Genomic DNA, 23,454 nt, shown 5'->3' on the forward strand with positions numbered 1-23,454 from the left:
GCCATGAGAAAGCCCTACCGCAAGGTTGTGGTTGGTGGGACATTTGACAGGCTTCATCTGGGCCACAAGGCCCTCTTGAGGAAGGCCTTTGAAGTCGGCCGCTACGTTTACGTCGGCTTAACATCGGACGAGATGATCAGGAACAAGCCCTACGCCGAGAAGATCCTTCCCTACGAGCTTCGCCTCATGGATCTTCTCAAGTTCTTTGAGGTGAACGGTTACACCAACTACCGCATCATTAAGATAAACACCGCAATCGGCTTTGCGGACAGAATAAAAAGCCTTGAGGCCATTGTTGTGAGTGAAGAAACCTACAAGGGCGCCCTCCTTGTGAATCGGGCCCGTGAGGAGAGGGGCCTCAAACCCCTTGAGATAGTGACGATAAAGCTCGTGAAGAGCCGGATCGGGCCGAAGATAAGCTCCACCTTGATACGGGCCGGCCTCATCGATCCCTTCGGGAACCCCCTAAAGAAGGATAATTAGAGGCCAGTCGGCTCGTCTATGAAGAAGACATCGAGACCAAAGCGCTCCCTAATGAGCTCCATCAGGGCCTTAACGCCGAGGGTCTCCGTCTTGTAGTGCCCCGCAACCAAAACGCTCTGGGGCAGGTCGATTGCTGTTAAGTAATCCGCGTGGCCGAATTCCCCCGTTATCAGGAGGTCTATCCCCTTTCTGTAGGCTTCTTCCAAGGCGAAGGCACCGGCGCCGCTTATCGCACCAACTGTTTTAATAACTCTCCTCCCGAACTCGTAGGTTCTAACTGTTGTGTCGAGCTTTTCCGCTATTATTTGGGCAACTTTCTCAATCGGCTGAGGTTCTTCAAACTCGCCGTAGAAGCCTATGCTCAGGCTTTTGTACTCGCCGAAGGGCCCTTTGGGCTCTAAATCGAGCAGGCGGAGCAGGCCGACGTTGTTGCCGACTTCTGGGTGCGCATCGAGGGGCAGATGTGCCACGTAGAGGTTCAGGCCGTTCTCGATTAGCGCCTTCAGCCTTTTGTAGTGGATACCTGTTATGTAGTTAAGACCGCCCCAAATCATTCCGTGATGGACTACCAGCATGTCGGCCTTTCCATTAACGGCCCTCTCGATGGTTCTGAGCGTCGTGTCAACGGCGAACGCTACCCTATTAACTTCTTCCTTTCCCTCCACCTGGAGGCCGTTGCTCGACTTGTCGGGGTACGCCGAAATCTGAAGGTATTCGTCGAGGAAAGCGACCAGCTCGTCGCGGTTCATTTCTCTCCCTCCAGCAGGTTTTTGATACCTTTTTCATCAAGGGCTATAACGTTTTCCGGAACGTTCCTGAGCTTCCTTGCGATTAAGAGGTAATAAACCTCTCCCCTCCAGCCGGTGAGTTCTACCTTCCCTCTGAGTTTCTCAAGGAGCTTCTCAGCGTTCTGGGTCCTCTTTCTCCATTTGCACTCTCCAAAAATGGCTTTTCTCCCCTCGGAGTCCAGGGCAATGATGTCGATTTCGTAGACCTTCCTCTTCCCGCCTTCTCTGTAACGGCCCCAGTGTCTTCCTATAACTGTCGGTTGGAATGGGAGAAAGTTTCCGCTGAGCCTTAACAGCTCCCTGCAGGCGAAGTCGAACCTTTTGCCAACGTAGTCCGGGAGATTCCTTTTAACATCTTCCCATAGCCTCTCCCTGTTCAATTCGTACTCGCTCAGCCTCGGCTGGACGAAGCGGAACCAGAAGTTCAGGAAGGGATGCCTTATGTAGAGAACGCTTCCCTTTCCCAAAACTGCCCTATCGTAGTCAACGAGCTTGAAGTAGTTCACCAGCTCGTGGAGCTGTCTCGTTATCGAGGTCTCCTTTCTGTTTAGGTAGCCGGCAATCTCGCTCGGCGATGTCGAGCCGTTGGCTATAGCCTCAAGGATGTCGTAATAAACCCCCGAGCGCTTCCCGAACTCCAGCGAGAGTATCCTGGGGACCTCCTCTTCGAGGGGCGCCGAATAGCTGAAGATTAGCTCCTTAAGAATCCTTTCCGCGTTCTCCCCCTCAAGACCCTCGTCCTCAACGGCCACCCAGTAGCGGGGAAAGCCACCGAAAACCGAGTAGAGCGTTATGAAGTCGTCAAGGTTCTCTATTCCAACTTCCCTCGCCATCTCGTAGCTTCCCCTGATGTCGAGAGGCTCTAGGCGAAGCTCCCGCTTTATCCTTCCGTAGAGGGGCTCTTTGGAGTCCTTGAAGAGTCTCTCTACCATTCCAATTGTTGAACCTGTGAAGATAAGGAGCATGGGTTTCTCTTCATTTTCGTCCATGAACCGCTGAAGCGTTGAATAGACTGAAGGCTCGACGAAGCGAAAGTCCTGAAACTCATCGAAAGCCACCGCGCCGGTGAAACGCTCAAATAGGACCTCGAAGAAGTCGTCCCAGCTTTTGAGCTCTTCTCTTTTGGAGAGAATGCCTTTTCCCCGGAGGATTTCCGAGTACTCCCTCAGGAGCAAGGCGGAGCTTTTGCCCCGGTTCACGAAGAAGTACAAATCGTTTTCACTCAGGAACTCCCTCAGTAGTCTCGTCTTCCCCACCCGCCTGAGGCCGTAGATGGCAACGCTGTAGAGCTTTCTCCTAGAGCGTTCCTTAGCCTTCAGGAGGAGCTCCATCTCGCGCTCCCTGTTGATGAAGCGCATTTTATTCACCAACTGAATTATTCACTAAGTGAATATAAACTTTCCGGCAAACCTTTTAAAACTCCGCCCTACATCGAGCGAGAGGTGTTGTCATGGAGGAGTTTGAAAAGGCCGTTAACGAGCTGGCGAGACTGGTCATGAGCGGTGAGATTAAGAGCCGGGACGAGCTCAACCGCTGGAAGATTAAGGTGGCGAGAAAGTATCACCTCTCAAAGATTCCGGGCAACTCGGACATTCTTAAGGCCATTCCAGAGGAGAGGCGCGAGGAGTTCAGGGAACTGCTCAAGAGAAAGCCAACCCGAACTATAAGCGGCGTCGCCGTCGTCGCCATGATGACGAAGCCATTTCCCTGCCCTCATGGCAGATGCATCTACTGTCCCGGTGGGCCGAGCGTCGGTTCACCTCAAAGCTACACTGGAAGGGAGCCTTCCGCCCTGAGGGCAATCCAGAGCGCTTATCATCCCTACATCATCATGATGCGCAGGTTAAAGCAACTCACCGATATCGGCCACGACGTTGACAAGGTCGAGGTCATAATCCAGGGCGGAACGTTTCCGGCGGTTGACCTGGATTACCAGGAGTGGTTCGTCAAGTGCGCCTTCAAGGCTATGAACGACTTTCCGTATTTCAAGGACATTGAGAACCTCGAGGAGAAGCTGATTAGGCTGATAGTGAAGAAGGACGAGTCCGTTTTTGAGGAGGACCCTAAGTTCCGTGAGGCTTGGCAGAAAACCCACTCGAAGCCCTACTACTACCTTGAAGACGAGCAGAGGAAGAACGAGAAAGCTAAGGTCAGAATGGTCGGCCTAACCATAGAGACCCGCCCGGACTGGGCCTTCGAGAGGCACATAGACAGGATGCTCAAGCTGGGAACCACGCGCGTTGAGCTGGGCGTCCAGACGATATTCAACTTCATCCACGAGAGAACTAAGAGAGGTCACGGCGTCGAGGAGATAGTAAAGGCCACTCAACTTTTGAGAGACGCTGGGTTGAAAATCAACTACCACATAATGCCCGGTCTGCCTGGGAGCAACTTTGAGAGAGATTTGTACACCTTCCGCACAATATTCGAAGACCCCCGCTTCAGGCCCGATATGCTGAAAATCTATCCGACGCTCGTAACCAAGGACGCCCCGCTCTACCGCTGGTGGAAGGAAGGTAAATACCGCCCCTACCGCACGGAGGAAGCCGTTGAACTCCTCGTCGAGGCCTACAAGCTCTTCCCGAAGTGGGTTAGGGTAATGAGAATCCAGCGCGACATTCCGGTTCAGCTCATCGTTGATGGCGTTAAGCACTCCAACCTCGGTCAGCTGGTCTTCAACGAGCTGATAAAGCGCGGTATAAGGCCGAGGGAGATTCGCTTTAGGGAAGTCGGCCACATGATGGAGAAGTTCGGAATCCAGCCCGAGGTCGAGCACATCAAGCTCCTCCGCGAGGACTACGATGCCGCTGGCGGAAGGGAGATATTCCTCAGCTTCGAGGACGTCAAGAACGACATCCTAATCGGCTTCCTCAGGCTTAGAATTCCGAGCGAGAATGCCCACAGGAAGGAGATAAACTGCTGTCCCTCAGCCATAGTCAGGGAGCTCCACGTTTACGGCCCGCTCGTGCCGATTGGAGGAAAGCCACGCTATGAGTGGCAGCATCGCGGATACGGAAGGGAGCTCTTGGCCGAGGCCGAGAGAATTGCTCGGGAGGAGTTCGAGGTTAAGAAGATGCTCGTTATCAGCGGTGTCGGCGTGAGGGAGTATTACAGAAAGTTCGGCTACCGGAAGAACGGGCCCTACGTCGCGAAGAGGCTTGATAAGGGCTATGCAGAGTATAAAAAGAGCAGGGAGTTCGACGCGCACCTGAACACTTAGGCAAAGATTTAAAGAAGTTCGGGAGTTAACACCTCCAGGGGTGTATGAATGCGATTAGGACGGAAGCTCTCATACGAGGAAAGGTCCTCAATAAAGATCGTCCTGGTTTTTTCAGTGGTGTTCCTTGGGATACTGGGGGCTATTCTCTACCCCTTACTTCACAAGGAGGTTGTCTTTGAGGTTTCTGTCCCCAAAGGACAGCCCCTTATGGCCTCCAACATGAGTATAGACGGGGTCTCGTACAAAAACGCGATCGCCTTCGGTGCTTTTTATAACCCCTTCATACTCCACTGCAGTGAGATGACGCCCGCCAACGTCACGATAAGGCTTACCACCCCCGGCTGGTGTGTTGATCTCTGGGTGTGGGGGGGCATTGAGAGGGGATGGATCCTCAAGGTGAACTGCAGCGACACGGTTTCCCTTGATTACTATTCCTTCTACCAGAGGGGTGCTCGCGAGAGCGGTGAACTTTACTGGTACCTCACTGAAGGCAACGTGCTCGTGTTCCATAAAAGGACAGAGGTAAATAATTACGAGATGGTGAACTTTACGGTCAGCTATCTCGGCAGAAAGGATGTGGGTTATTTCCTGGTCTCCCTCGGGAAGGGGTAGTTGCCATGCGCTTCAAGCCAAAACCCTTCACTGAACCCGTTGGCTTCCGCTGTCTCTACTGCCTCGACTGTTGCAGGGGGAGGCACGTCTACCTCACTCTGAAGGACGTTGAGCGAATAGCAAAAGCGGGCCACGATCCTCAGGACTTCGTGACGTTCTCGATCGAAGGCGACAAGATACGCTTCGTTCTCGCGATTAGGGAGTGGGATTTGGGTTGCGTCTTCCACGACCCTGAAACCGGGAAGTGCAGGATTCACGCGGTCAGGCCGCTTATATGCCGTATCTACCCCTTCATGGTCTCGCGAAAGCCCCTTGGCGTTAAGAGCGAGAGGCCCTTCCATCACAAAGGCGAAACCCTCTGGCTCTACTACGACGAGAGCTGTCCTGGAATAAACGCCGAAAATCCGGAAACGACGATAACGCCCGAGGAGATAGCCGAACTCGGAATTGAGTTCGAGAGGGAGTTTGAGAAAACCGATATGGACGGCTTTGCAGAGCTGATAGAGCGGCTTGAGGGGGAGAAGGATGAGTGAGACCCTTCGCTACCGCCGTGCCTCGGCATGGGAGTACGACCTAATCCTCCGCGAGGCCGAGAAGTACGGCGAGTTAAAGCACCATTTTTTCGCCGTCGTTGAAGGTAAATTCAGGGACGTTTACGCCGTCAACGAGAGGGTGTGGGCGGAAATAGAGAAGTTTAGGGTAAAGCCCTACGCCTACGGGACCTTCGTTGGCACGATAAAGGTTGACAACCTCGTTGAAAAGTTCTACCCAAACGTCGAGTTCTTCTACTTCGTTAACGTCGAGAAGAACTACGCGGTTCTAAGCCCAAAGGCGGGCTTCCTATTCACAACTGGCAAGGACGTGCCGAGGAGCGGTGTGCGGAAATATGTCTGGCAGGGTACTAAGAAGCTCGTTATCTACGATGAGAACGGGGTTATCCTCGGCATTGGCAGGATAAACGCGGAGAGCAGAAAAAAGTTCATCCTGAACGTTACCGACGTTGGGGAGTTCCTGAGGCGGAAGCGCTAACTTTTCTAACCGGACGTAATCTTTTTAAGACCTTTTGCGTAGAGGTTAATGGTAACTAAAAGTTACTAAAGGGGGTGGCGCTCATGATCAGGAAAGTTAAGACGGGCATCCCTGGCATGGACGAAATCCTTCACGGGGGAATTCCCGAGAGGAACGTCGTCCTGCTCAGCGGTGGACCCGGGACTGGAAAGACCATATTCAGCCAGCAGTTCCTGTGGAACGGCCTTGGGATGGGCGAGCCCGGCATCTACGTTGCCCTTGAGGAGCACCCAGTTCAGGTAAGGCAGAACATGGCCCAGTTCGGCTGGGACGTGAGGAAGTACGAGGAAGAAGGATTGTTCGCGATGGTCGATGCCTTCACCGCTGGAATCGGCAAGAGCAAGGAGTACGAGAAGTACATCGTTCACGATCTTACGGACATCAGGGAGTTCATAGACGTCCTTAGAACGGCCGTGAAGGACATTGGGGCCAAGCGCGTTGTTATAGACTCGGTTACGACGCTCTACATCAACAAGCCCGCGATGGCGAGGAGCATCGTGATGCAGCTCAAGCGCGTTTTGGCCGGTCTTGGAGTTACGAGCATACTCGTGAGCCAGATAAGTGTCGGCGAGCGCGGGTTCGGCGGGCCAGGTGTTGAACACGGCGTCGACGGCATAATAAGGCTCGATCTCGACGAAATCGATGGCGAGCTCAAGCGCTCACTCATAGTCTGGAAGATGCGGGGAACGAGCCACAGCATGAGGAGGCACCCGTTCGAGATAACCGACAAGGGAATAGTCGTTTACCCCGACAAGGTTCTCAAAAGAAAGGCCATAGTCGAGATTGAGTGAAAACTGAAAGGAGGTGAGGGGGTATGGAGGTCCCGCTGAACCCCGTTGGAAGGGAGGAGATACACAGGCTCGAGAGCATACTGCTCTTCGCGACGCTCTTCAGACCAGAGGTGATAGAGCTCATAAAGGACCCGGCCGAGAGGCTGACGTGGGTTGACAGCCTCGCGGTAGCGGCTGGAGCCATAGCGAGAGAAAAAGCTGGAATGACCGTCAGGGAAATCGCTGAAGAACTCGGCAGGACAGAAGCAACTGTCAGGAAGCACCTCAAGGGCGAGACAAAAGCAGGACAGCTCGTCAGGGAAACTTATGAGCTCATAAAACAGGGCAAGCTGGACGAGCTCGTCAGGAATGTTGAGGTTCTCGCCAAGGGCGGTCAGCTCGTCGCCCTCGAGGAGTACGAGAAGCTCAAGAAGGAGAAGGAGGAGCTTGAGGCCAAAGTGAAGGAGCTCGAGGAGAAGGTCAAGGGCCTTGAAGCGGAGAACAGGGAGCTCAAGGCGAAGCTTGAGAACGTCAGGAAGATACTAGGAGATACCCTCGAAAGGATAAGGGAAATAGAGAAACTGCTGTGACTTATCCCTTTCCGTTTCCATTCTTTCTGAGGCTCTCCTCCCAGGTCATTATCATGTGGGTGAACGTGTCGTCGTCTTCTTCTATCCCGCGCTTTATCTCGGAGACGTGGGCGTACTTGGCCCTGAACTTCTCGAGTATGTAGTCAACGGCCTTCTCGGGCTCAGCCTTGGTTCCGCAGGTGTAAACATCAAGAGCTGCGTAGCCCTTCTCCGGCCATGTGTGAACTGATATGTGACTTTCTGCAACGATGACAACGCCACTGACGCCTGTAGGTGAGAACTTAAAGAAATAGCTGGATTTGACCTCCATGTTGCCGACCTTCGCCGCTTCGAGGAATATCTCCCTAATCCTGTCAGCGTTACCGAGGATCTCAGGATCGCAACCGGCGGCCTCAACAACGTAGTGGAACCCGATGGTCTCAATCTCGCTCATGGCTCTCACCCCGAGGAGAGGCTATGACCTTCCCTTTTTAAAGTTAATCCCAAATTGAAGAGTTTTGAGCGGGCTTTTTTGGTTTTAACCGGCTGAGATCTGGCCGGTAATCCATAGAACTGTTAGTTTCTGGCAGTTTTAGAAATTTAATGGAAGTTTCTGACCAATAGGCAATATTACCAGCCATTTGGCTCAATTTTGGGTTTGGCCCCTTCTTTTCGGGCCGATTGCAACCACTAATTTTAAAACTGGCTGGCCTTCATTATCCCTAGTGGTTCAGAGAGTGATCACTGCCCTTTGGAAAAGAGCAGTGGGGTGTTGGTATGGGAACCAAGAAACAGAAAACTAAGAAGAAACCTTCCGACGAAATACTTGAAACCAAGCGGAAGCGGCTCTCCTTCCTTGTGAGGATGGAACCGCGAAAAATGGTCCTCTATCCGCTCGTCGTGTTTTTAGTGGCGGCTTTGATTCTGGCCGTTCACTTCCCAGAGAAGGGCATAGACCTGAAGGGTGGTGTTGTCGTAACCGTCTACCACGTTTCCGCATCCCCTGATGAGCTTGCGAGCTACGTTAAGGAGAAAACGGGGATAGATGTTAGAGCCGAGGAGTTCAAAGACCCGATAACGGGTCTGTCTGGAATAAGAATTTACGCTCCCGCAAAAACCGCTCCAAGTAAGATCGCAGACGAGATTTCAAATGCCATACGGCTGAAATACAAGGACGCCGACGTAACGCCCAGAGTCGTTGACCCGACCTTCGGGAAGATAGCACAGAAACAGGGAATCAAAGCGGTCATATACGCGTTTATTGGAATGGCGATAGTTGTCTTCCTGTTCTTCCGCGATCCCGTTCCATCGGGCACGATAATATTCTCGGCCTTCTCGGACATGGTCATAGCCCTCGCGACAATGGGTATCCTGGGTATAGAGCTCACCACCGCTACGATAGCGGCGTTGCTGATGCTCATCGGTTATACTGTCGACAGCAACATCCTCCTGACAACCCGGCTGCTCAGGAGAAAGGAGGACACAATCGAAGATGCCTACCTCTCCGCCGTTTCAACAGGGTTCACGATGAGCACGACCACACTGGGTGCACTCTTCATCCTGTGGCTCGTTTCGACCTCCGAGGTCATCGACAGCATAACCATCGTTCTCATCTTCGGTCTTCTCGCGGACTTCATGAACACTTGGATTTTCAACGCCGGTGTCCTGAGGTGGTACATAGCCAGTCCCCTCAAGTTTAGCATAAAGCTCAGGAGGGGTAAATGATGGCCCGTAAAAAAGGCGTTAAAGCCCTGCTCCTTAACTGGAGGGTTCTCCTTCTCATACTGTTCCTCATTGGTTCGGTAGTTTCCATGTCAATCAAGGGATTGACGTACGGTATCGATATAGGTGGAGGAGTTGCACTCATAGCCGAACCCGAAAAACCCGTCAGCAAAGACACCTTAAACGGCATAATAACCTCCCTCCAGAACAGGCTTAACACGTTCGGTGTCAAGGACATAACGATTGAGGCCCAGCACGATCCAGAGACGGGGCAGAGTTTAATCGTCGTCAAGATCGCCAACGTCACTCTGGATGAAGCCAATCAGATAAAGGATCTCATTGAGAGTCAGGGTGTTCTCTACATGGAATTCAACGGGGTTATCTTTGCGACCGGTACCGACGTTACGGTTCACTCAAGCGACTACGGTCTGGATCTTCAGGAATGTCCGACCTGCTGGTACGTAGGGTTTGAGCTGTCCGGAAAGGCACAGAACAAGTTCAAGAAAATCGCGGCTGGTAAGTTGGGGTGGCCCATTGACATTTACCTTGACCCGCCGGTGAACTCGCTCCTGGTTGTTTCACCAAGGGTTTACCAGGAAATGAACTCCGGGGACTTCATGGGAGCACCAAGCGAAGGAACACCAAAACCCCTCGTTGAGAGGCTTAAGGAGGCCTTCAACATTACCGTCGTGGAGTACTCCAACCAGACCGCTGAGGACATCGTTGAGAACGCTACTGCCCTGGGCAAGGACAAGATCATCCTCGCAGACGTTCCGGAAGAACTCTACAACGATGTTAGGGAGTTGGTACTCTCCAAGGATCTAAAGTTGAGGGTTTCCCATTACACCCCCCAGCAGGGTGAGGATCTGAAAGACTTCGTCAAAAGAATCCTCAACCTCTACGGACCATACGTACTAAAGTTCGACCCGGCGAAAGGTGAAACGACGAGACTTAAACTCAGCGGGAGTGCCCCCACGAAGGAGGAAGCCCTCCAGGAGGCTAGGAAGATATACAGTGTCCTGAGGAGCGGTTCCCTCGCCGTTAAGCTCCACGTGGTCAGTGAGGAGTACATCTCACCAACTCTCGGTGCCAGCTTCAAGAAGCAAGCGATTATAGCGGGGATCGGCGCGCTGATCGCGGTTCTCCTCATAGTCTATTTCCACTACAGGCGCTGGAGGATAGCGATACCCGTTGCGAGCACCAGCCTCTTTGAGGTGATCATAATCCTCGGTATAGCCGCCCTCATACGCTGGAACCTCGACCTTCCGAGTATAGCCGGTATCATAGCCGCGATCGGTACCGGTGTTGATCAGCAGATCGTTATTACCGACGAACTCCTTGGGGGAACGGCAGGCAGAGTAACCAGGAGGATGAGTGCCCTCAGGAGAATGGCAAGGGCATTCTTCATTATCTTTGCTTCGGCTGCAACTACGATAGTGGCCATGAGCTTCCTGCTGGTTTACTTCGTTGGAACGCTCAAGGGCTTCGCCGTGACCACAATCCTTGGTGTCCTCATCGGAGTCCTCGTCACGAGGCCAGCCTACGCGGAGATAGCCAAGTATCTGCTCTCGCTTGAGTGACCCTTTCTTTTTCCGTTTTCAATTTCAGCGGTGGTGATGTGTATGTTCGTTGTGATAATGGGCGCCGGGAGGGTCGGCTATCTTGTGGCCAAGATGCTTGAGGAGGACGGCCACGACGTTACCGTTATTGAACTCGATCGGCGAAGGGCCCAGGATCTCTCCCTTGAGATAAACGGTCTGGTGATAATGGGCGATGCCACCGACCCCAAAACCCTTGAGGAGGCCAACATAAAGCAGGCCCACGCATTCGCCGCCCTCACGGGGAAAGACGACGCCAACATACTCGCCTGCATACTCGCCAAGAACCTCAACCCCAACGTCTATACTGCCCTGAGGATAAGCAACCCCAAGAACAAGAGGATCTTCGAGAGGGTTGAGGATCTCAAGAAGTATTTCAACTTTATAATCTCACCCGAGGAAATAGCGGCGGAGTACATCTCACGCAACATTTCAACCCCCGGTTTTGACAGGGTTCTTTTCCCGAGGGAAGGGGCCGAGATAGTTCGCTTTGAGATAACTCCCCAGAGCTGGGTCGCTGGGAAAACCGTCAGGGAACTCAACCTCCCAAAGGATGCTCTCATCGTTGCCGTCTACGACAAAAAGGGCAACCTCATAATACCCTCCGGCGATACCAAGCTTCCCGAGGAAGGTTCGCTCATAGTTTTTGCCAAAACCGGGGCCCTTGACGAGGTGAAAGAGCTCTTTGAGAGGGTGGGGAAAAAGGATTAATCCCCCTCTTTTTTTCCTCATTGCGAGCCATGCCAAAGCTCTCGCGGCCCTTTCTGGAGTTGGGAAGTTCTTTATGGAGTGCTCCTCCAGCAGTTTCACACCATCCCGAACGAGTTCACCGGCCATGAAGTTAACTATAACCGGCTTGTCGCAGTCCGCCTCTATTACGGCTTTGGCTATCTCCTCACTTGGGATGAAAATAGGGGGGACACAGATTACGAGAATTGAATCAACGTTCCCGTCCCTGCAGACAATTTCAATCGTTCTTTTATAGCGCTCGTAGTCCGCATCTGCGATAAGGTCAATCGGGTTTCTGGTGGAGCACTGCTCTGGAAGGAAGGACTGGAGTTTCGCAACGGTGTCCTCGCTCAGCTTTGCAATCTCAAGGCCGAGTCTCTCCAGCTTGTCGGTAGCCAGAACACCGGGCCCGCCGGAGTTCGTGATTACGGCCACCCTCTTCCCGGCCATTGAATACATCTCGAAGGCTTTAGCGGCGTCGAAGAGCTCCTCCATCTCCTCGACCTCGATAGCTCCGGCCTGCTTGAAGGCGGCCCTGTAAATCTCGTAGCTCCCGGCTAGAGAGCCGGTGTGAGAAGCGGCAGCTTTAGCTCCACTGGCACTCTTACCGGCCTTGAGAACTATGACCGGCTTTCTCTTGCTCGCATAGCTGAGCGCCTTCAAGAAGTGTCTGCCGTCTTTAACCCCTTCAATGTAAAGCGCTATCGCCTTCGTGTTCTCATCGTCCGCAAAGTACTCCAAAAAGTCGCTCTCGTTCAGATCTGCCGCGTTTCCGTAGGAGACGAAGGCCGAAAAGCCGATGCCCTCTTCGTTGCCCATTGCCAAAGCCGCGCCGCCGAAGGCTCCGCTCTGGCTGATTAAAGCCAACCCGCCGGGTTTTACCCTAACCTCAAAGGAGCCGAAGAACTTCCCGTGAACGCCGAAGATTCCGGCGCAGTTCGGGCCTATGAGTCTGACGCCGTGCTTCCTAGCCTTTTCAACCAGTTCGCGTTCGAGATCAGCGTTCCCAACCTCCGAGAAGCCGGCGCTTATCACTACGGCGCCCTTGATCCGGGGGCCGATTTCATCAATGAGTCCCGGCACGAACTTTGCCGGAATCGCGATTATGGCGGTATCGACGGGTTCGTCAAGCCTCTCACGGATTTCAAAGACTCTCCCCGCGACCTCGACGCTTCCACCCTTTGGGTTCACGGGGATAATCTTCCCCTCAAACCCTCCCTCGACGATGTTTCTAAGTATCTCGTAGGCGATTGCACCCTTTCTGAAGGATCCAAAGACCGCTACACCCCTCGGATAGAAAAAGAAGTCAAGGCTCATCTTTTCCACCTCCAGAGTGCTATGATAACCGCGATAAAGATTACGGGAACTGCAGTTTGAATGCCCGCGGAGGATCTCTCCACAGTTATAACGATGCTTCCGTTTTTCCCCCGGGATCCACCCACCACCTGCGGGAACTCTTCGGGCAGCTCTATCTCCGCCCTCCACTCCCTCCGGAAGAGTCCCTCATCGTACTCCAGCCTGGGTACGAAGTAGCCCCTGACCTCCGTGACGTTGCCCCTTTTGATGTAGGTCACGTTTCTGGCACCGGGCAGTGCGGGGAGACCGGCTTCACACATGTAAGTTGCGTTGAAGAACACCTTTCCCTCCTCCGGTGAATAGTGGAGCTCTATCCTGAGGGGGTTGCAGGAGAGGGGTTTGCTGGTTCCCTCGCCGGGGCTCCCGGTGGAGACCCCGATCATGGGGAGGTAGTCGGCGTTCTCCCATATCAGGACGTTTTTGGCCCTGTCTGCTGGAGATGGAAACGTATACAGAACCGTCCAGTTTCTGGGTAAAACGAGGATTATCCTCCTGAACTCGAAGGAGTACACCTTTCCTCCGGACACAAAGTCGAGTGGGCCGGAGTAGGGGCATTCGAGACCCCTTTTGCCCTTCGTGAGGAACGGAACGATGTAAAAGTTCACCCTCGCGCTCCAGTTAGCGGTGATCTCGACCGGACCGGATGAAGGTAGATAAACCGTGAAGTTTCCGTACCTTTCGTGCAGATCCTCCACCAGGTTCCTGTAAACCAGCTCTTCCACGAGCTTTGTGAAGTCGGTTTCGTTCTTCACAAGTTCGCGGTAGGCTGGGTTTGTTAGCCTTGCGGAGATATCGAAATGGGCACTTCCATCCGGATTCACCTGGATGAGCATAACCATGTCAAAGACGTTCTGCTCGCTCTTTCCTCTGACTGGCTGGGTCCAGGCCGCTCCAAGAAGAACCAGTGCCAGGATTAGTGCTGTTCCTCTTCTCACGCTCATCGTTGGCCCTTGGATCTGTCCCACAAAAACTTTGCGGGTCGAAAGTCTTAAAGGGATGGTGAGGTATCATATTGCTTAGGTGGGGCGATGAGGTTCGGTATAGTTGCCAGAAGGGACAGGGAGGCCGCTCTAAAACTTGCCTACCGTGTTTATGACTTTCTGAAGGTTAGCGGCTACGATGTTCTGGTAGATAGGGAAACTTTTGAGAACCTCCCCGAGTTCGAGGAAGGTGATGTGGTTCCCCTTGAGGAGTTCGACGTCGATTTTATAATCGCGATCGGTGGGGACGGGACGATACTGAGGATCGAGCACAAGACGAAGAAGGACTTTCCGATCCTCGGCATAAACATGGGTACCTTGGGCTTTCTAACGGAGGTCGAGCCCCATGAGACTTTCTTCGCTTTGAGCCGTCTTCTGGAGGGGGATTACTGGATAGACGAAAGGATGAAGCTCAGGACGTATTTAAACGGTGAAAACTCCGTTCCCGATGCCCTCAATGAGGATGCAATCCTCACGGGCGTTCCAGGCAAGATAGTCCACCTCAAGTACTACGTTGATGGTGGTCTTGCCGATGAGGTGAGGTCCGATGGAGTTATCGTTTCGACCCCGACCGGTTCCACGGGCTACGCACTCTCCGCCGGAGGTCCCTTCGTCGATCCAAGGCTTGAGCTCTTCGTTATAGCCCCAATAAACCCCATAGCCCTCAGTTCCAGGCCTATGGTCGTGCCCTCCTCCAGTGAGATAGAGATCGTTCCCCTTCCCCCCGAGAGGGGGCTCATCCTTACGGTCGATGGTCAGTTCTACACCCATCTCAGCCCGGACACGGAGATCAAGATAAAGAAATCGCCGCGAAAAGCCCGCTTTGTTCGCTTTTCCCACGAGATTTATCCCAGGTATCCCTTCCGCCTCAAGAAGAGGTTCTAGCTCTCTTTCGGTTTCAGGCCAAGGTGGGTTACGATGATCGCCCCGAGTACCAGCGGGAGCCAGAATGATATCATCCTGTCGAGTATGCTCGAGGTCACTGCCATCTCTCTTGTGACCCCCAGGGCTACGTAGACTCCCGAGGTTACGGCTTCGATTATCCCCGCCCCACCGGGGATCACGCTTATTATCCCAACCGTTGTGGCTATCATCTGCACGGTGACAACTGCCAGGAGACCTATTTTATAGCCGAGGCTAAGGAAGACGAGGTAATTTCTCAGCACAACGAAGATCCACGTCAGGAATGAGTAGAAAGTTGAGAGTATGAACGTTTTCCTGTCCCTGACCACCACCCTGAGCCCCTCGGTGAAATGGGGGATGTTGGTGTCCACCAAACAGTTAAACTTCTCCTCGTGCTTTTTGATCCTCGACGGAATTAGCCTTGCCAGGAGGTTGAATATCATGTAGAGTATTCTCCTGACCCTGCGTTCGCTCGTTATGATCAGCGTGGTCAGTCCAGTTAGACCAGCCAGCATAAGAGTCAGGAAGAGTATCACGGCGAAGAGCCCCGTGAAGCCGAGCGAGTATACGTAGACCGCCGCCATGAGGAGCATTGTCATAACCGGAATCAGATCCAGTATCCTATCGGCCGTGACAGTTGCAAAAAGCTGGCCGTAGCTGCCCTTGGAGCGCTTAACCAGGTAATACACCCGAAAGGCCTCGCCGCCGCCCCTGGCCCCGGGGGTTAGGTTGTTGAAAAGAACACCGATGAAGAGCGCCGCGAGCGTATCCCTGAACCGGACCTCTATCCCGAGCCCCTTTATTATGACGTGCCACCTCATGGCCCACGTGACTATTCCCCCGAAGTACATGAGAACGGCTATGAGGAGGTAATAAACGTTGGTTCGTCCCAGTACCCGGAGCACTCCCTCCGTTCCGGCCCACCACACGAGAGCAATGATGACGAGGACGCTTGCTACGAAGGGCAGAATCTTTTTCCAGTTCATTCCTCACACCTTCCTGAGCTTTGCTATGAAGAAGCCCTGGGTCAAGTGCCTGTTGGGGTAGAAGCGCTGAACATTCTCAAGTCCGATTCCTTCGGAGCCTATGAAAACGGCCTGCTCCTCCAGCTTTAGCCCCTTCTCAAGCATGAACTTCACGTTGGCCTCGTTCTCCTCGTAGCTCAGCGTGCATGTCGAGTAAACCAGAACTCCCCCTCTCCTTAGAGATTTTATAGCCGCCCAGATGAAGGCCCTCTGGTAGCGGGCGGTTGCGATTATGTCCTTCGGCGTCCTGCTCTCCCAGAGCTTCGGCCTTATTCCTAAAGCGGTGCAAGGGGCGTCGAGGAGTATCTTATCGGCCTGAAGCCCGAGTTCAGGCAGTTTCCTCGCGTCCATCCTGATGAGCCTGACGTTCTTGACGCCGAGTCTTTTTAGCTCTTCCTCCATCTTCCTCAGCCTGTTCCTCGACTTGTCAATCGCGATTATCTCGCCCCTGTTCTGGAGCAGTTGCGCTATGTGGCTCGTCTTTCCGCCGGGAGCGGCCGCCATGTCGATTATCAGCTCCTCCTCGCTCGGCTCGAGGACGTGGGCGACCACCATAGACGGTAAGCTCTGGGCGTAGAACAGGCCCTCCTTGAAGCTCTGGAGTTCACTTAAACTTGGGAGTCTGAACTTTGGCAGGGTAACCTCAACGGCCAAACCCCTCATCGAAACTACCATCTCCTTGGCGCTCATTTTAGCAATCCCGATTCCGACGAGCAGGCCCCTCGGGTCTCTAATCTCGACCTCGTCGCCGGGCCTTATGCTCTTGTCTGCCTGAAGGACTCCCGGCGCGTAGAGGTTCGCCCCCTGGTAGACGCTCTCGCTCGCGAACTTGTTGGCTCTCACGACCTTCACCCCGGGCTCGTAGTCGTCTGGAAAGTTGGGGCCTTCCCTCTCGAAGTATATGCCCTCCTTGAGGTAGGGGCTCCTCTTCGGCTTTAGTCCCTCCCGCCTGAGGATTCGCATCAGCTTGTCCCTGCTCGTCTTTAGGGTGTTCACCCGAATGTAGTACTTCTCAACCGGCGTTCTGAGCGATGCCATTATCTCCTCTGCCTCACTCCCGAAGAGTTCCCTGTAGTACTCCCTGAGCTCCGCCGGAAATGCCTCAAAGGTCGAAGATTTCCCATTCCCTTCCAACGTCAATCAGCCTCTCAAGGCCTTTTTTGAGCGCTTCTACACTTCCAAAGTTCGCCTCAAACTGGAAGACCTTCTCCTCGCTCCCCTCAATCCTCTCAAGGACTTCCCTCGGCGAGACCCTTCCGTCGCGCCTCCAGTTGTAGACGTCGCTCAGGAAGTTCTCGCTCCCATAGATGAAGCTCCTTGGGAAGAGTTCAAGGAACAGGCTAAGGAACCCCTCGCTTATCCTCTCCTTTGGAACGGCAACGACGAAGTAGTAACTCTCAGGCGTCGCCCCGACCTCAATTTGAGGCTTTATCTCAAAGGCCGGGTGGGGGTAGTCCATTCTGACCCACTCGCCGTCGAGGAATATGTAGGCTCCAAAGACCTCCTCTACATCTTCCACCTTGAAGCCCTTCCCCGTCAGCTCGGCTTTGAGTTCATCGTTGAGCGTGAATATGTCGTCCCATAGCCTGTTGAGAAACTCGTGAATTTCCTTAACCTTCATCTCTCCCACCGGAAGAAAAGGGGGAGAGGAGTTTAAAAATTTGAGCTCAGACCTCGGAAAGTGCCCGGTTTATCTCGCCCATTATGTCCGTTTTTACAGTCTGGTCAATCGTCTTGAGCGTTACATCCTTTGTTCCGGAGAACCCCGGCACTGATATCTGCAACCTTAGGAACACCTCCGCCCGTACGATGCTCGTTTCGTTGTTCCTCACGTGCATCTCCCATGCCTTTGGGATGTTCGAGACGAGAACGTACGTTTTGACTGGGAGCTTTACCGTTCCCCCAGCTGGGATGACCGTTGTTTTGAGGGACTCCCCTTCCCCAAGCTTTAGGCCGTTCACCCACACCTTATAGTTCGTTTTAAGTATTGGCAATGGGTACGGGTTGGGGTTGTAGAGAACGAGATCCGTCATAAAGACGGCTTTGTTGCCCTCCCTTCCCAGGTACCTTACCACTGTGTCCTTCAGCTCTGGGGTCTTGATGATCGAAAGCCCCGCTATGTTTTGGCTTTGGGCTTTCAGGTGGATCTTTTCGAGAACTTTCTCGTTTATTTCCTGGCTGACCTCAACCTCCTTGGAGAGAAACAGCATCTTTGGCTTGATCACAACCGTTAGGTTCCCCCTTTCTCCTTTTTCAAAGTACTTCAGGATCGCGTCTACGATCTTCTCATTATCCATTTCAAGGCTGGCCTGAATCCTGGTTCCGAAGGGGGAGTAATTGAATTCACCGAGTCTTCCGATCTGCATGCCCATGAACAGAAACCTCAGCTCATCGATACTAACGGGAACCAGCAGGGGCTTTCCAATGCTCGCGTTTATTATGATCTCCGTTTTTTCCTCAGTTACCTCGCCCCACGCCACCGAAACCTTGGGGGATGCGTTGTTCAGGGCGTATGCAATGTATCCGCCCCAGATAATGAGGAGTATGAAGACCGCCCCAATTACCTTCCCGATTATTCCCATAGCTCCCACCCATGTTTTATTTGGAAACATCTTGGCTTAAACTTTTTTGAATTTTACGGCAGTTCCTCGATTATTTTACGCCAGTTCCCGGGCTTCCTGAAGTCCTTCTCCGTGTGGAGGCCTTCCTTCTTGAGTATCCCGCGAGCGGCGAGCAAACCTGTCGCGGCGGCGTTGACTATGTCCCTGCTCAGGCCGGCTCCATCTCCTGCCGCAAAGATTCCCTCGATACTGGTCTCAAGGTTCTCGTCCACCTCGACCTTCATGGCGTAGTACTTGATTTCCGGCGCGTAGAGGAGAGTGTGGTCGCTGGCAACGCCGGGCAGAACCCTGTCAAGCTTCTCAAGGCCCTCGATTATGTTGGTAACAACGCGGTGGGGCAGGGCCATCGCTATGTCTCCCGGCGTCACGTTCCTCAGCGTCGGCTCGACGTCGCTCCTCCTTATCCTCGCCCACGTGCTCCTCCTGCCCCTCCTCAGGTCGCCGAGGCGCTGAATAAGGGGCTTTCCACCGCCTATCGTTGTTGCTAGCTGAGCTATGCTCTTGCCGTATGCCGTTGTGTCCTCGACCGGCTCGGTGAGCTCTATCCTGCTCAGGAAGGCGAAGTTGGTGTTGTTGCTCTTCTTCTCGTGCATCGAGTGTCCGTTTACTCCAACGTAGCCGTCGTAGCGCTCCTCGACTACGAAGCCGTTCGGGTTGGTGCAGAAGGTTCTAACGAAGTCATCGTAGGTGTCGGTGTAGATGTGGAACTTGGGGTCGTGGTTTATGCTCGTTATGGGCTCCATGACTATGGCCGGAACCTCAACGCGGACGCCAACGTCAATCGGGCCGTGACGGGCTTTAAGCCCTATCCTCTGGGCCACCTCGTGGAACCAGTCGGCTCCACCCCTCCCGGGAGCGACTATGATGTAGCGGGCTTTAATCTCGAAGACCTCCTTTCCGCGCCTAACCTTCACCCAGCCCTGGCCGAACTCCAAAGCCTTCGTCCAGAGGAGGAACTTAACTCCTTTGCTCTCAAGGTGCCTCTTTATGTCGTCTATAACCTCGGGCGTCCTGTCCGAGCCTATGTGCCTCTGGATTATCGGGACGAACTTAACTCCCGCCTGCGCCGCCTTCTGCTCCCAGTATCTAACCTGCTCGGGGTCGCCCTTGTAGAGGTTCCTCGGTGCTTTATGCTTTAGAAAAATCTGGTCGACCTCCCAGACGAGCTGCCAGGCGTAGTTCTCGTCGTTTGTCAGCTCGCTCAGATCGCCTCCGATGTCCGGGCGGAGGTTTATCGTGCCGTCGCTTAATCCGCCAGCTCCTCCAACACCGCTCATTATGTGACAGGGTTTACACTCGACGCAATAACCGAGCTCGAACATGGGGCAAACTCTCTGTTTTACGTCTCCGCCCTCGTCAATGACGAGAACGCTCAGGTCGCTCTTTTCAGCCAGCTCGTAGGCCGCGAAAAGTCCTGCGGGACCTGCTCCGATAATCACAACATCGTAGAACCTTCCGCTTCCGTTCCCGGAGACCATATTTCCCTTGCCGAGGTCTATGACTTTGGCCTTAAAAATCTTTTGGCAAGTTTTTGGTTAATTTATCAATGTTTCTCCATGTTAATTAACATTAATATGATAAAGTTCATTACTCACGTCCTCAAACACTATGTACACGCCAAGCACCAGCGTTAACGCGGCGAATGCCTCAACCCAGTTTGAAGTCGAGAGCCCCTCAATAAGCGGGTTCATGGAGAAGAACCCGAGGAGTATCCCAAAGTACTTTAGCCTTGAATCTGCGCTGGGAGCAACCGGCCCCCTGCTTAGACCGTAGTCGACCAGTAGCACAAAGCCATGAAGAACGGCGAAGATTACAAAGAGGAGCACTGCCATCATTAACCCAATAACAAAAGCACTGGTGAGTATCACGGCCAGGTTAATCATAAGGATTGCCTTAATAATTTTCAAACGCCTTATAAACTAGATAGCCACCCAAGAGAGACGGAAGGAGAAAAACAAAAACCCATACCGGATTAGAAGCCTTTTGGGCTATTGAGATGTCCGCTATCCACTGGAAGAACCATAACTCTCTCACCGTTCGTGGTGGGTACTGAAGTTTCTTCCCCATCCTTGACAGTTTCCACTTGAAAACCAAAACTATGGCCGGGAATGTCATGAAAAGCCCGAACACCTCTGTTATGTCCAAAACGGCATCCCAAGCTCCAAAACTCGACCCTAAAATCAGAAGGCTTACAGTGAAGATTCCACTGAGAAAGAGAACAACTCTCCTTTGGAATTCGTTAGCTCTCCCCGAACTCCCGAGAGCCATAAGGCTCAACCATGGAACAAGCACTGCTAGGTTTGCTGAGAGAACGTAAATTCCTCTAAGGACTCCAAAATGGGAAATTAGGACAGAAGAAATGAAAAGAGAGGTAACCCCATAGAGTATCATGCTTTCACACTTATTCATGGTTAACACCTCTACGGCCAGCCTAACTTCTCATGAAGTGCACTAGTCGTGTCATTCTGAGGAATATGGCATGTCAAGCTGAATTTCTAATGTGTAATTTGTCTCCGTCCAAGCAAATTCCCAATGGCAGGATTGTATATGTACCTATAGTCAAGCATGCTCTTGTTTCCTGGAATGTGGATAGGAGGCACAAGTAAAACCTCCGTTTGATTAGGGTCAATATTAATTGGATTGAACTATTATCAACGCCAGTAAGACCACCCACGCGAGAGGGGCGATGATTTGAAGCAGCATGCATATTGCATCAAAACCCATTTTGACAATAACGTAAATAAAAACATAGAGCCATGCCGATACTCTGAGGATATCTTTTTTAGTTTTCACATCTTTGTATTCCTGAGATATTTTTGCGAAAATCACAAAAACCACTACGCATGCCAAGAGGATGAAAATTTTAACCGTTATGGACATAGAAGAGCATTTCAACAGCTCCAATGTAATCGTCAGGATAAAGACAGAATCCGCAATTAGCAGTAACAGTCTTTTCTTCCAGTTTAGATGCAAGATTTTATACACCAGAGAGCCAATCCAATCCATCTCTTTAAGGTCAAGGTACAACAAAAACCAAAACACTGGAACACCAAAAATGACAAGTAGCTTAATCAATATTGGAACTCTCAAACTTGTAGCTGCTACAAAGCCGATAAGCAAAAAGAAGAATCCAAAAAATACGTCGTCCTTGAATCCTAACAACAAAAGAATCATAACCACAAGTGCCAATGGAAAAACCACTAGGGATATTATATACTCGACAGATACATTCTCATAATTTAAAATGAAAGCTATCCCAAGATAAAAGAGAAAGAGAAGGAGAAATGACTTTTTCAATCCCAAATCACCCATAAACGATTACCCCCTCCATTCAGTTATCAACTTCTCTTTCATCCAATTGGCAAGCCAATTAATACTTATCTGCTGGAGGAGAGGGTTAGTGATTGGGCTTACCTTTTGTCTGATGCTCGGTGGAAGTTTATTAAGGGCATTCTGGATGAACTCAATATCAGCCAGGGGTATGGTTTTTGTCTTGAGTTCATATGTTAAGAATACATCAGTCGCAACATCTGTAACTACTGCTATCTGATCGACTTCTATATATGTGCTCTCTATAAAAGTGAAACGCTGAATCCCAATTCTATCAAATGGCACATCATACGTTATTTCTATTGGAATTGTTGCCCCATAGAATTCTGTTTCTACTCTGATATCATTTGCGGCATCTTCCCAATATGGGAAGATTAACCCAGCACCACTTAGTACCCTTATGAGCCTAGGAAGACTAGACTTTGATATCTCAAAGTATGCTGTGGAGTTTATGGCAAAATATTGACCTGCAGATATTGTATGTGGATTAATAGAAGTAACTAAACTATCGGATTGTAGGTATTTGTTTAGTACTGATGCATTCATTTTTGCCATAATTTTGCCATTCACTTCCAAGCTGAAATTGTATCCATTGTAAATTACAAATTTACAAGCCAGCTTTGCTTTATAATTGCCCATATCATATTTAAAGTATAAGTTGTCGCATTCAACTCCCACTTGCTTTAATCCGATGCCTTTTATCGGCTTCACTTCCACTTTCACCTTCTTCCACTTTTCATCTCCGTTGCCGTTTGGTTTACCGTCGGTGTTGTCGATGAAGAGCTTGAAAGTGTGATTTGCGATTCCATAGAGGGTGTATGAGAAGCTAAAACTCTTTTCTTCCCTGGCTGGAATCGTGTATACCCCACTGTCCCCCATCTTAACTATAACGGCTCCAGCCTCGTCCTCGATGAATCCACGCACGTCCAGCTTATCAGGCCTGTAATTCCTGACCTTCACCGTGAAGTACACCATCCCACCACCCGTCAACTCCGTGGGAAAGCCTCCAACTCAACGGCAAACTGCTGATTGGCTTTTCCAATATTAATTTCCCGCTTCATGGGTCCTCCTCATTCTTCTGTTCATTGAGCACAATTAAGTTATCCTTGGAGGCCTCCATATTCTCGGGAGATCGAACTTCAGCCATAGGACGAAAACAACCAAGTAAGCAATGAGGAAAGGTATTAGTTCCCTTTGAAATCCAAACTCCTCGACTAAGGCACCCCACGATAAGACAACATAGGGAACTTTAAGGAGATAAAAGGCTCTTCTATTTTCCCTGTGGTCTATTAGTAGCATTAAATGGAACACCCAATAGCTAGCTAGAAGGGAAAGGATCCAACCAGCACCATGAGACTTAAGAAGCACTAATATGAAAAATCCTAATAGGTACCCCAATATAACGTCACTAACACTTTCATTCTCTTCACGTTTAGAAAGGGGTCTTTCATATTCCAAGTAGAACAAATAAGAGAACAATGCAGATAGTGCTAACCACGAAATAACTGCGATATATGTGTTGTTGTATTCACTCCCAGCTATGAATGTTGATGAAAATACCAAAATTGCCAGTCCTAAATGGCAAGATTTTGTTTTAGCGCTTATAGCCATCACGAAAACAAGAGAAAGATAGAGGAACAACGTTGAAATTTCAACAACCATTTTAAATCACCACCTCTT

The 23,454-nt window shown here is 51.6% G+C and carries 25 protein-coding genes and 1 pseudogene; 11 read left to right on the forward strand and 15 right to left on the reverse strand.

Translation table 11 applies throughout. From position 1 onward, the window contains the following. Nucleotides 1–3: 3 nt before the first annotated feature. Nucleotides 4–483 carry a phosphopantetheine adenylyltransferase gene (gene coaD, locus TGAM_RS01380; RefSeq protein ID WP_015857894.1) on the forward strand — a complete coding sequence of 160 codons (480 nt, stop codon included), beginning with the start codon at nucleotides 4–6 and terminating at the stop codon, nucleotides 481–483. Here coaD and TGAM_RS01385 read toward each other — a convergent pair. After that, on the reverse strand, nucleotides 480–1,232 hold the full coding sequence (locus TGAM_RS01385; protein WP_015857895.1) for a Nif3-like dinuclear metal center hexameric protein: 753 nt from the start codon (nucleotides 1,230–1,232) through the stop codon (nucleotides 480–482). The genes coaD and TGAM_RS01385 overlap by 4 nt on opposite strands. Next, complete coding sequence (locus TGAM_RS01390) at nucleotides 1,229–2,629, reverse strand: ATP-binding protein (RefSeq protein WP_015857896.1); 1,401 nt, start codon at nucleotides 2,627–2,629, stop codon at nucleotides 1,229–1,231. Before TGAM_RS01390 ends, TGAM_RS01385 begins: the two co-directional genes overlap by 4 nt. 92 nt (nucleotides 2,630–2,721) lie before the next feature. Between TGAM_RS01390 and TGAM_RS01395 the strand changes: the two genes are divergently transcribed. From TGAM_RS01395 to TGAM_RS01420, 6 genes are all read left to right on the forward strand, one after another. Beyond that, complete coding sequence (locus TGAM_RS01395) at nucleotides 2,722–4,491, forward strand: tRNA uridine(34) 5-carboxymethylaminomethyl modification radical SAM/GNAT enzyme Elp3 (protein WP_015857897.1); 1,770 nt, start codon at nucleotides 2,722–2,724, stop codon at nucleotides 4,489–4,491. A 48-nt stretch (nucleotides 4,492–4,539) separates the two neighbouring features. Next, on the forward strand, nucleotides 4,540–5,103 hold the full coding sequence (locus TGAM_RS01400) for a hypothetical protein (protein WP_015857898.1): 564 nt from the start codon (nucleotides 4,540–4,542) through the stop codon (nucleotides 5,101–5,103). A 5-nt stretch (nucleotides 5,104–5,108) separates the two neighbouring features. Beyond that, nucleotides 5,109–5,636, forward strand: a complete 528-nt coding sequence (locus TGAM_RS01405) for a YkgJ family cysteine cluster protein (RefSeq protein ID WP_015857899.1) — start codon at nucleotides 5,109–5,111, stop codon at nucleotides 5,634–5,636. Then, nucleotides 5,629–6,132: a PUA domain-containing protein gene (locus tag TGAM_RS01410; RefSeq protein WP_015857900.1), complete on the forward strand. Its 504-nt coding sequence runs from the start codon at nucleotides 5,629–5,631 to the stop codon at nucleotides 6,130–6,132. The genes TGAM_RS01405 and TGAM_RS01410 overlap by 8 nt, the downstream gene beginning before the upstream one ends. Nucleotides 6,133–6,215: 83 nt before the next feature. Continuing rightward, on the forward strand, nucleotides 6,216–6,962 hold the full coding sequence (locus TGAM_RS01415) for a KaiC domain-containing protein (RefSeq protein WP_015857901.1): 747 nt from the start codon (nucleotides 6,216–6,218) through the stop codon (nucleotides 6,960–6,962). Between the two features lie 23 nt (nucleotides 6,963–6,985). Continuing rightward, nucleotides 6,986–7,531, forward strand: coding sequence for a hypothetical protein (locus tag TGAM_RS01420; protein WP_015857902.1), 546 nt, complete (start codon nucleotides 6,986–6,988; stop codon nucleotides 7,529–7,531). 1 nt (nucleotide 7,532) lies between these two features. Here the strand turns inward: TGAM_RS01420 and speD are convergent, their stop codons facing one another. After that, the gene (speD, locus tag TGAM_RS01425) at nucleotides 7,533–7,955 is read right to left on the reverse strand and encodes an adenosylmethionine decarboxylase (protein WP_048811383.1); all 423 of its coding nucleotides are present in this window, start codon (nucleotides 7,953–7,955) and stop codon (nucleotides 7,533–7,535) included. Nucleotides 7,956–8,287: 332 nt separating this feature from the next. Here speD and TGAM_RS01430 point away from each other — a divergent pair, with 332 nt between their 5' ends. From TGAM_RS01430 to TGAM_RS01440, 3 genes are read left to right on the forward strand one after another with little or no spacing between them, the layout of a single operon-like run. Next, nucleotides 8,288–9,235: a protein translocase subunit SecF gene (locus TGAM_RS01430; protein ID WP_015857904.1), complete on the forward strand. Its 948-nt coding sequence runs from the start codon at nucleotides 8,288–8,290 to the stop codon at nucleotides 9,233–9,235. Continuing rightward, complete coding sequence (locus tag TGAM_RS01435) at nucleotides 9,235–10,812, forward strand: preprotein translocase subunit SecD (RefSeq protein WP_015857905.1); 1,578 nt, start codon at nucleotides 9,235–9,237, stop codon at nucleotides 10,810–10,812. The genes TGAM_RS01430 and TGAM_RS01435 overlap by 1 nt, the downstream gene beginning before the upstream one ends. Nucleotides 10,813–10,854: 42 nt before the next feature. Then, nucleotides 10,855–11,541, forward strand: coding sequence for a potassium channel family protein (locus TGAM_RS01440; protein ID WP_015857906.1), 687 nt, complete (start codon nucleotides 10,855–10,857; stop codon nucleotides 11,539–11,541). 15 nt (nucleotides 11,542–11,556) lie between these two features. Here the strand turns inward: TGAM_RS01440 and TGAM_RS01445 are convergent. Both TGAM_RS01445 and TGAM_RS01450 read right to left on the reverse strand, forming a co-directional pair. Next, nucleotides 11,557–12,876: pseudogene (locus TGAM_RS01445) on the reverse strand (acetate--CoA ligase family protein); the annotation flags it as partial. Further along, nucleotides 12,873–13,856 carry a hypothetical protein gene (locus TGAM_RS01450; protein ID WP_048810996.1) on the reverse strand — a complete coding sequence of 328 codons (984 nt, stop codon included), beginning with the start codon at nucleotides 13,854–13,856 and terminating at the stop codon, nucleotides 12,873–12,875. The pseudogene TGAM_RS01445 and the gene TGAM_RS01450, both read right to left, overlap by 4 nt. An 87-nt stretch (nucleotides 13,857–13,943) precedes the next feature. Here TGAM_RS01450 and TGAM_RS01455 point away from each other — a divergent pair, with 87 nt between their 5' ends. Further along, entirely contained in the window at nucleotides 13,944–14,780 is an 837-nt protein-coding gene (locus TGAM_RS01455; RefSeq protein ID WP_015857909.1) for an NAD(+) kinase, read from the forward strand. Here the strand turns inward: TGAM_RS01455 and TGAM_RS01460 are convergent. The 10 genes from TGAM_RS01460 to TGAM_RS01505 form a co-directional block, all read right to left on the reverse strand. Beyond that, nucleotides 14,777–15,784: a flippase-like domain-containing protein gene (locus TGAM_RS01460; protein WP_015857910.1), complete on the reverse strand. Its 1,008-nt coding sequence runs from the start codon at nucleotides 15,782–15,784 to the stop codon at nucleotides 14,777–14,779. The two genes, TGAM_RS01455 and TGAM_RS01460, sit on opposite strands and share 4 nt — an antisense overlap. A 3-nt stretch (nucleotides 15,785–15,787) precedes the next feature. Continuing rightward, nucleotides 15,788–16,957 (reverse strand): RsmB/NOP family class I SAM-dependent RNA methyltransferase, encoded by a 1,170-nt coding sequence (locus TGAM_RS01465; RefSeq protein WP_015857911.1) that lies wholly within the window; start codon nucleotides 16,955–16,957, stop codon nucleotides 15,788–15,790. Beyond that, nucleotides 16,926–17,444 (reverse strand): DUF3201 domain-containing protein, encoded by a 519-nt coding sequence (locus TGAM_RS01470; protein WP_015857912.1) that lies wholly within the window; start codon nucleotides 17,442–17,444, stop codon nucleotides 16,926–16,928. The genes TGAM_RS01465 and TGAM_RS01470 overlap by 32 nt, the downstream gene beginning before the upstream one ends. Before the next feature lie 46 nt (nucleotides 17,445–17,490). After that, nucleotides 17,491–18,405: an LEA type 2 family protein gene (locus TGAM_RS01475; protein ID WP_015857913.1), complete on the reverse strand. Its 915-nt coding sequence runs from the start codon at nucleotides 18,403–18,405 to the stop codon at nucleotides 17,491–17,493. Nucleotides 18,406–18,458: 53 nt separating this feature from the next. Next, on the reverse strand, nucleotides 18,459–19,922 hold the full coding sequence (locus TGAM_RS01480) for an NAD(P)/FAD-dependent oxidoreductase (RefSeq protein ID WP_015857914.1): 1,464 nt from the start codon (nucleotides 19,920–19,922) through the stop codon (nucleotides 18,459–18,461). A gap of 81 nt (nucleotides 19,923–20,003) precedes the next feature. Next, the gene (locus TGAM_RS01485; RefSeq protein WP_148206243.1) at nucleotides 20,004–20,312 is read right to left on the reverse strand and encodes a hypothetical protein; all 309 of its coding nucleotides are present in this window, start codon (nucleotides 20,310–20,312) and stop codon (nucleotides 20,004–20,006) included. Between the two features lie 25 nt (nucleotides 20,313–20,337). Further along, nucleotides 20,338–20,853, reverse strand: a complete 516-nt coding sequence (locus TGAM_RS01490) for a hypothetical protein (protein WP_048810997.1) — start codon at nucleotides 20,851–20,853, stop codon at nucleotides 20,338–20,340. 222 nt (nucleotides 20,854–21,075) lie between these two features. Beyond that, the gene (locus TGAM_RS01495) at nucleotides 21,076–21,756 is read right to left on the reverse strand and encodes a hypothetical protein (protein WP_015857917.1); all 681 of its coding nucleotides are present in this window, start codon (nucleotides 21,754–21,756) and stop codon (nucleotides 21,076–21,078) included. 6 nt (nucleotides 21,757–21,762) lie between these two features. Continuing rightward, nucleotides 21,763–22,749 carry a hypothetical protein gene (locus TGAM_RS11315; RefSeq protein ID WP_048810998.1) on the reverse strand — a complete coding sequence of 329 codons (987 nt, stop codon included), beginning with the start codon at nucleotides 22,747–22,749 and terminating at the stop codon, nucleotides 21,763–21,765. A 120-nt stretch (nucleotides 22,750–22,869) separates the two neighbouring features. Then, entirely contained in the window at nucleotides 22,870–23,436 is a 567-nt protein-coding gene (locus TGAM_RS01505) for a hypothetical protein (protein ID WP_015857919.1), read from the reverse strand. Nucleotides 23,437–23,454: the final 18 nt, after the last annotated feature.

Source organism: Thermococcus gammatolerans EJ3, assembly GCF_000022365.1.
Lineage (GTDB): Archaea > Methanobacteriota_B > Thermococci > Thermococcales > Thermococcaceae > Thermococcus > Thermococcus gammatolerans.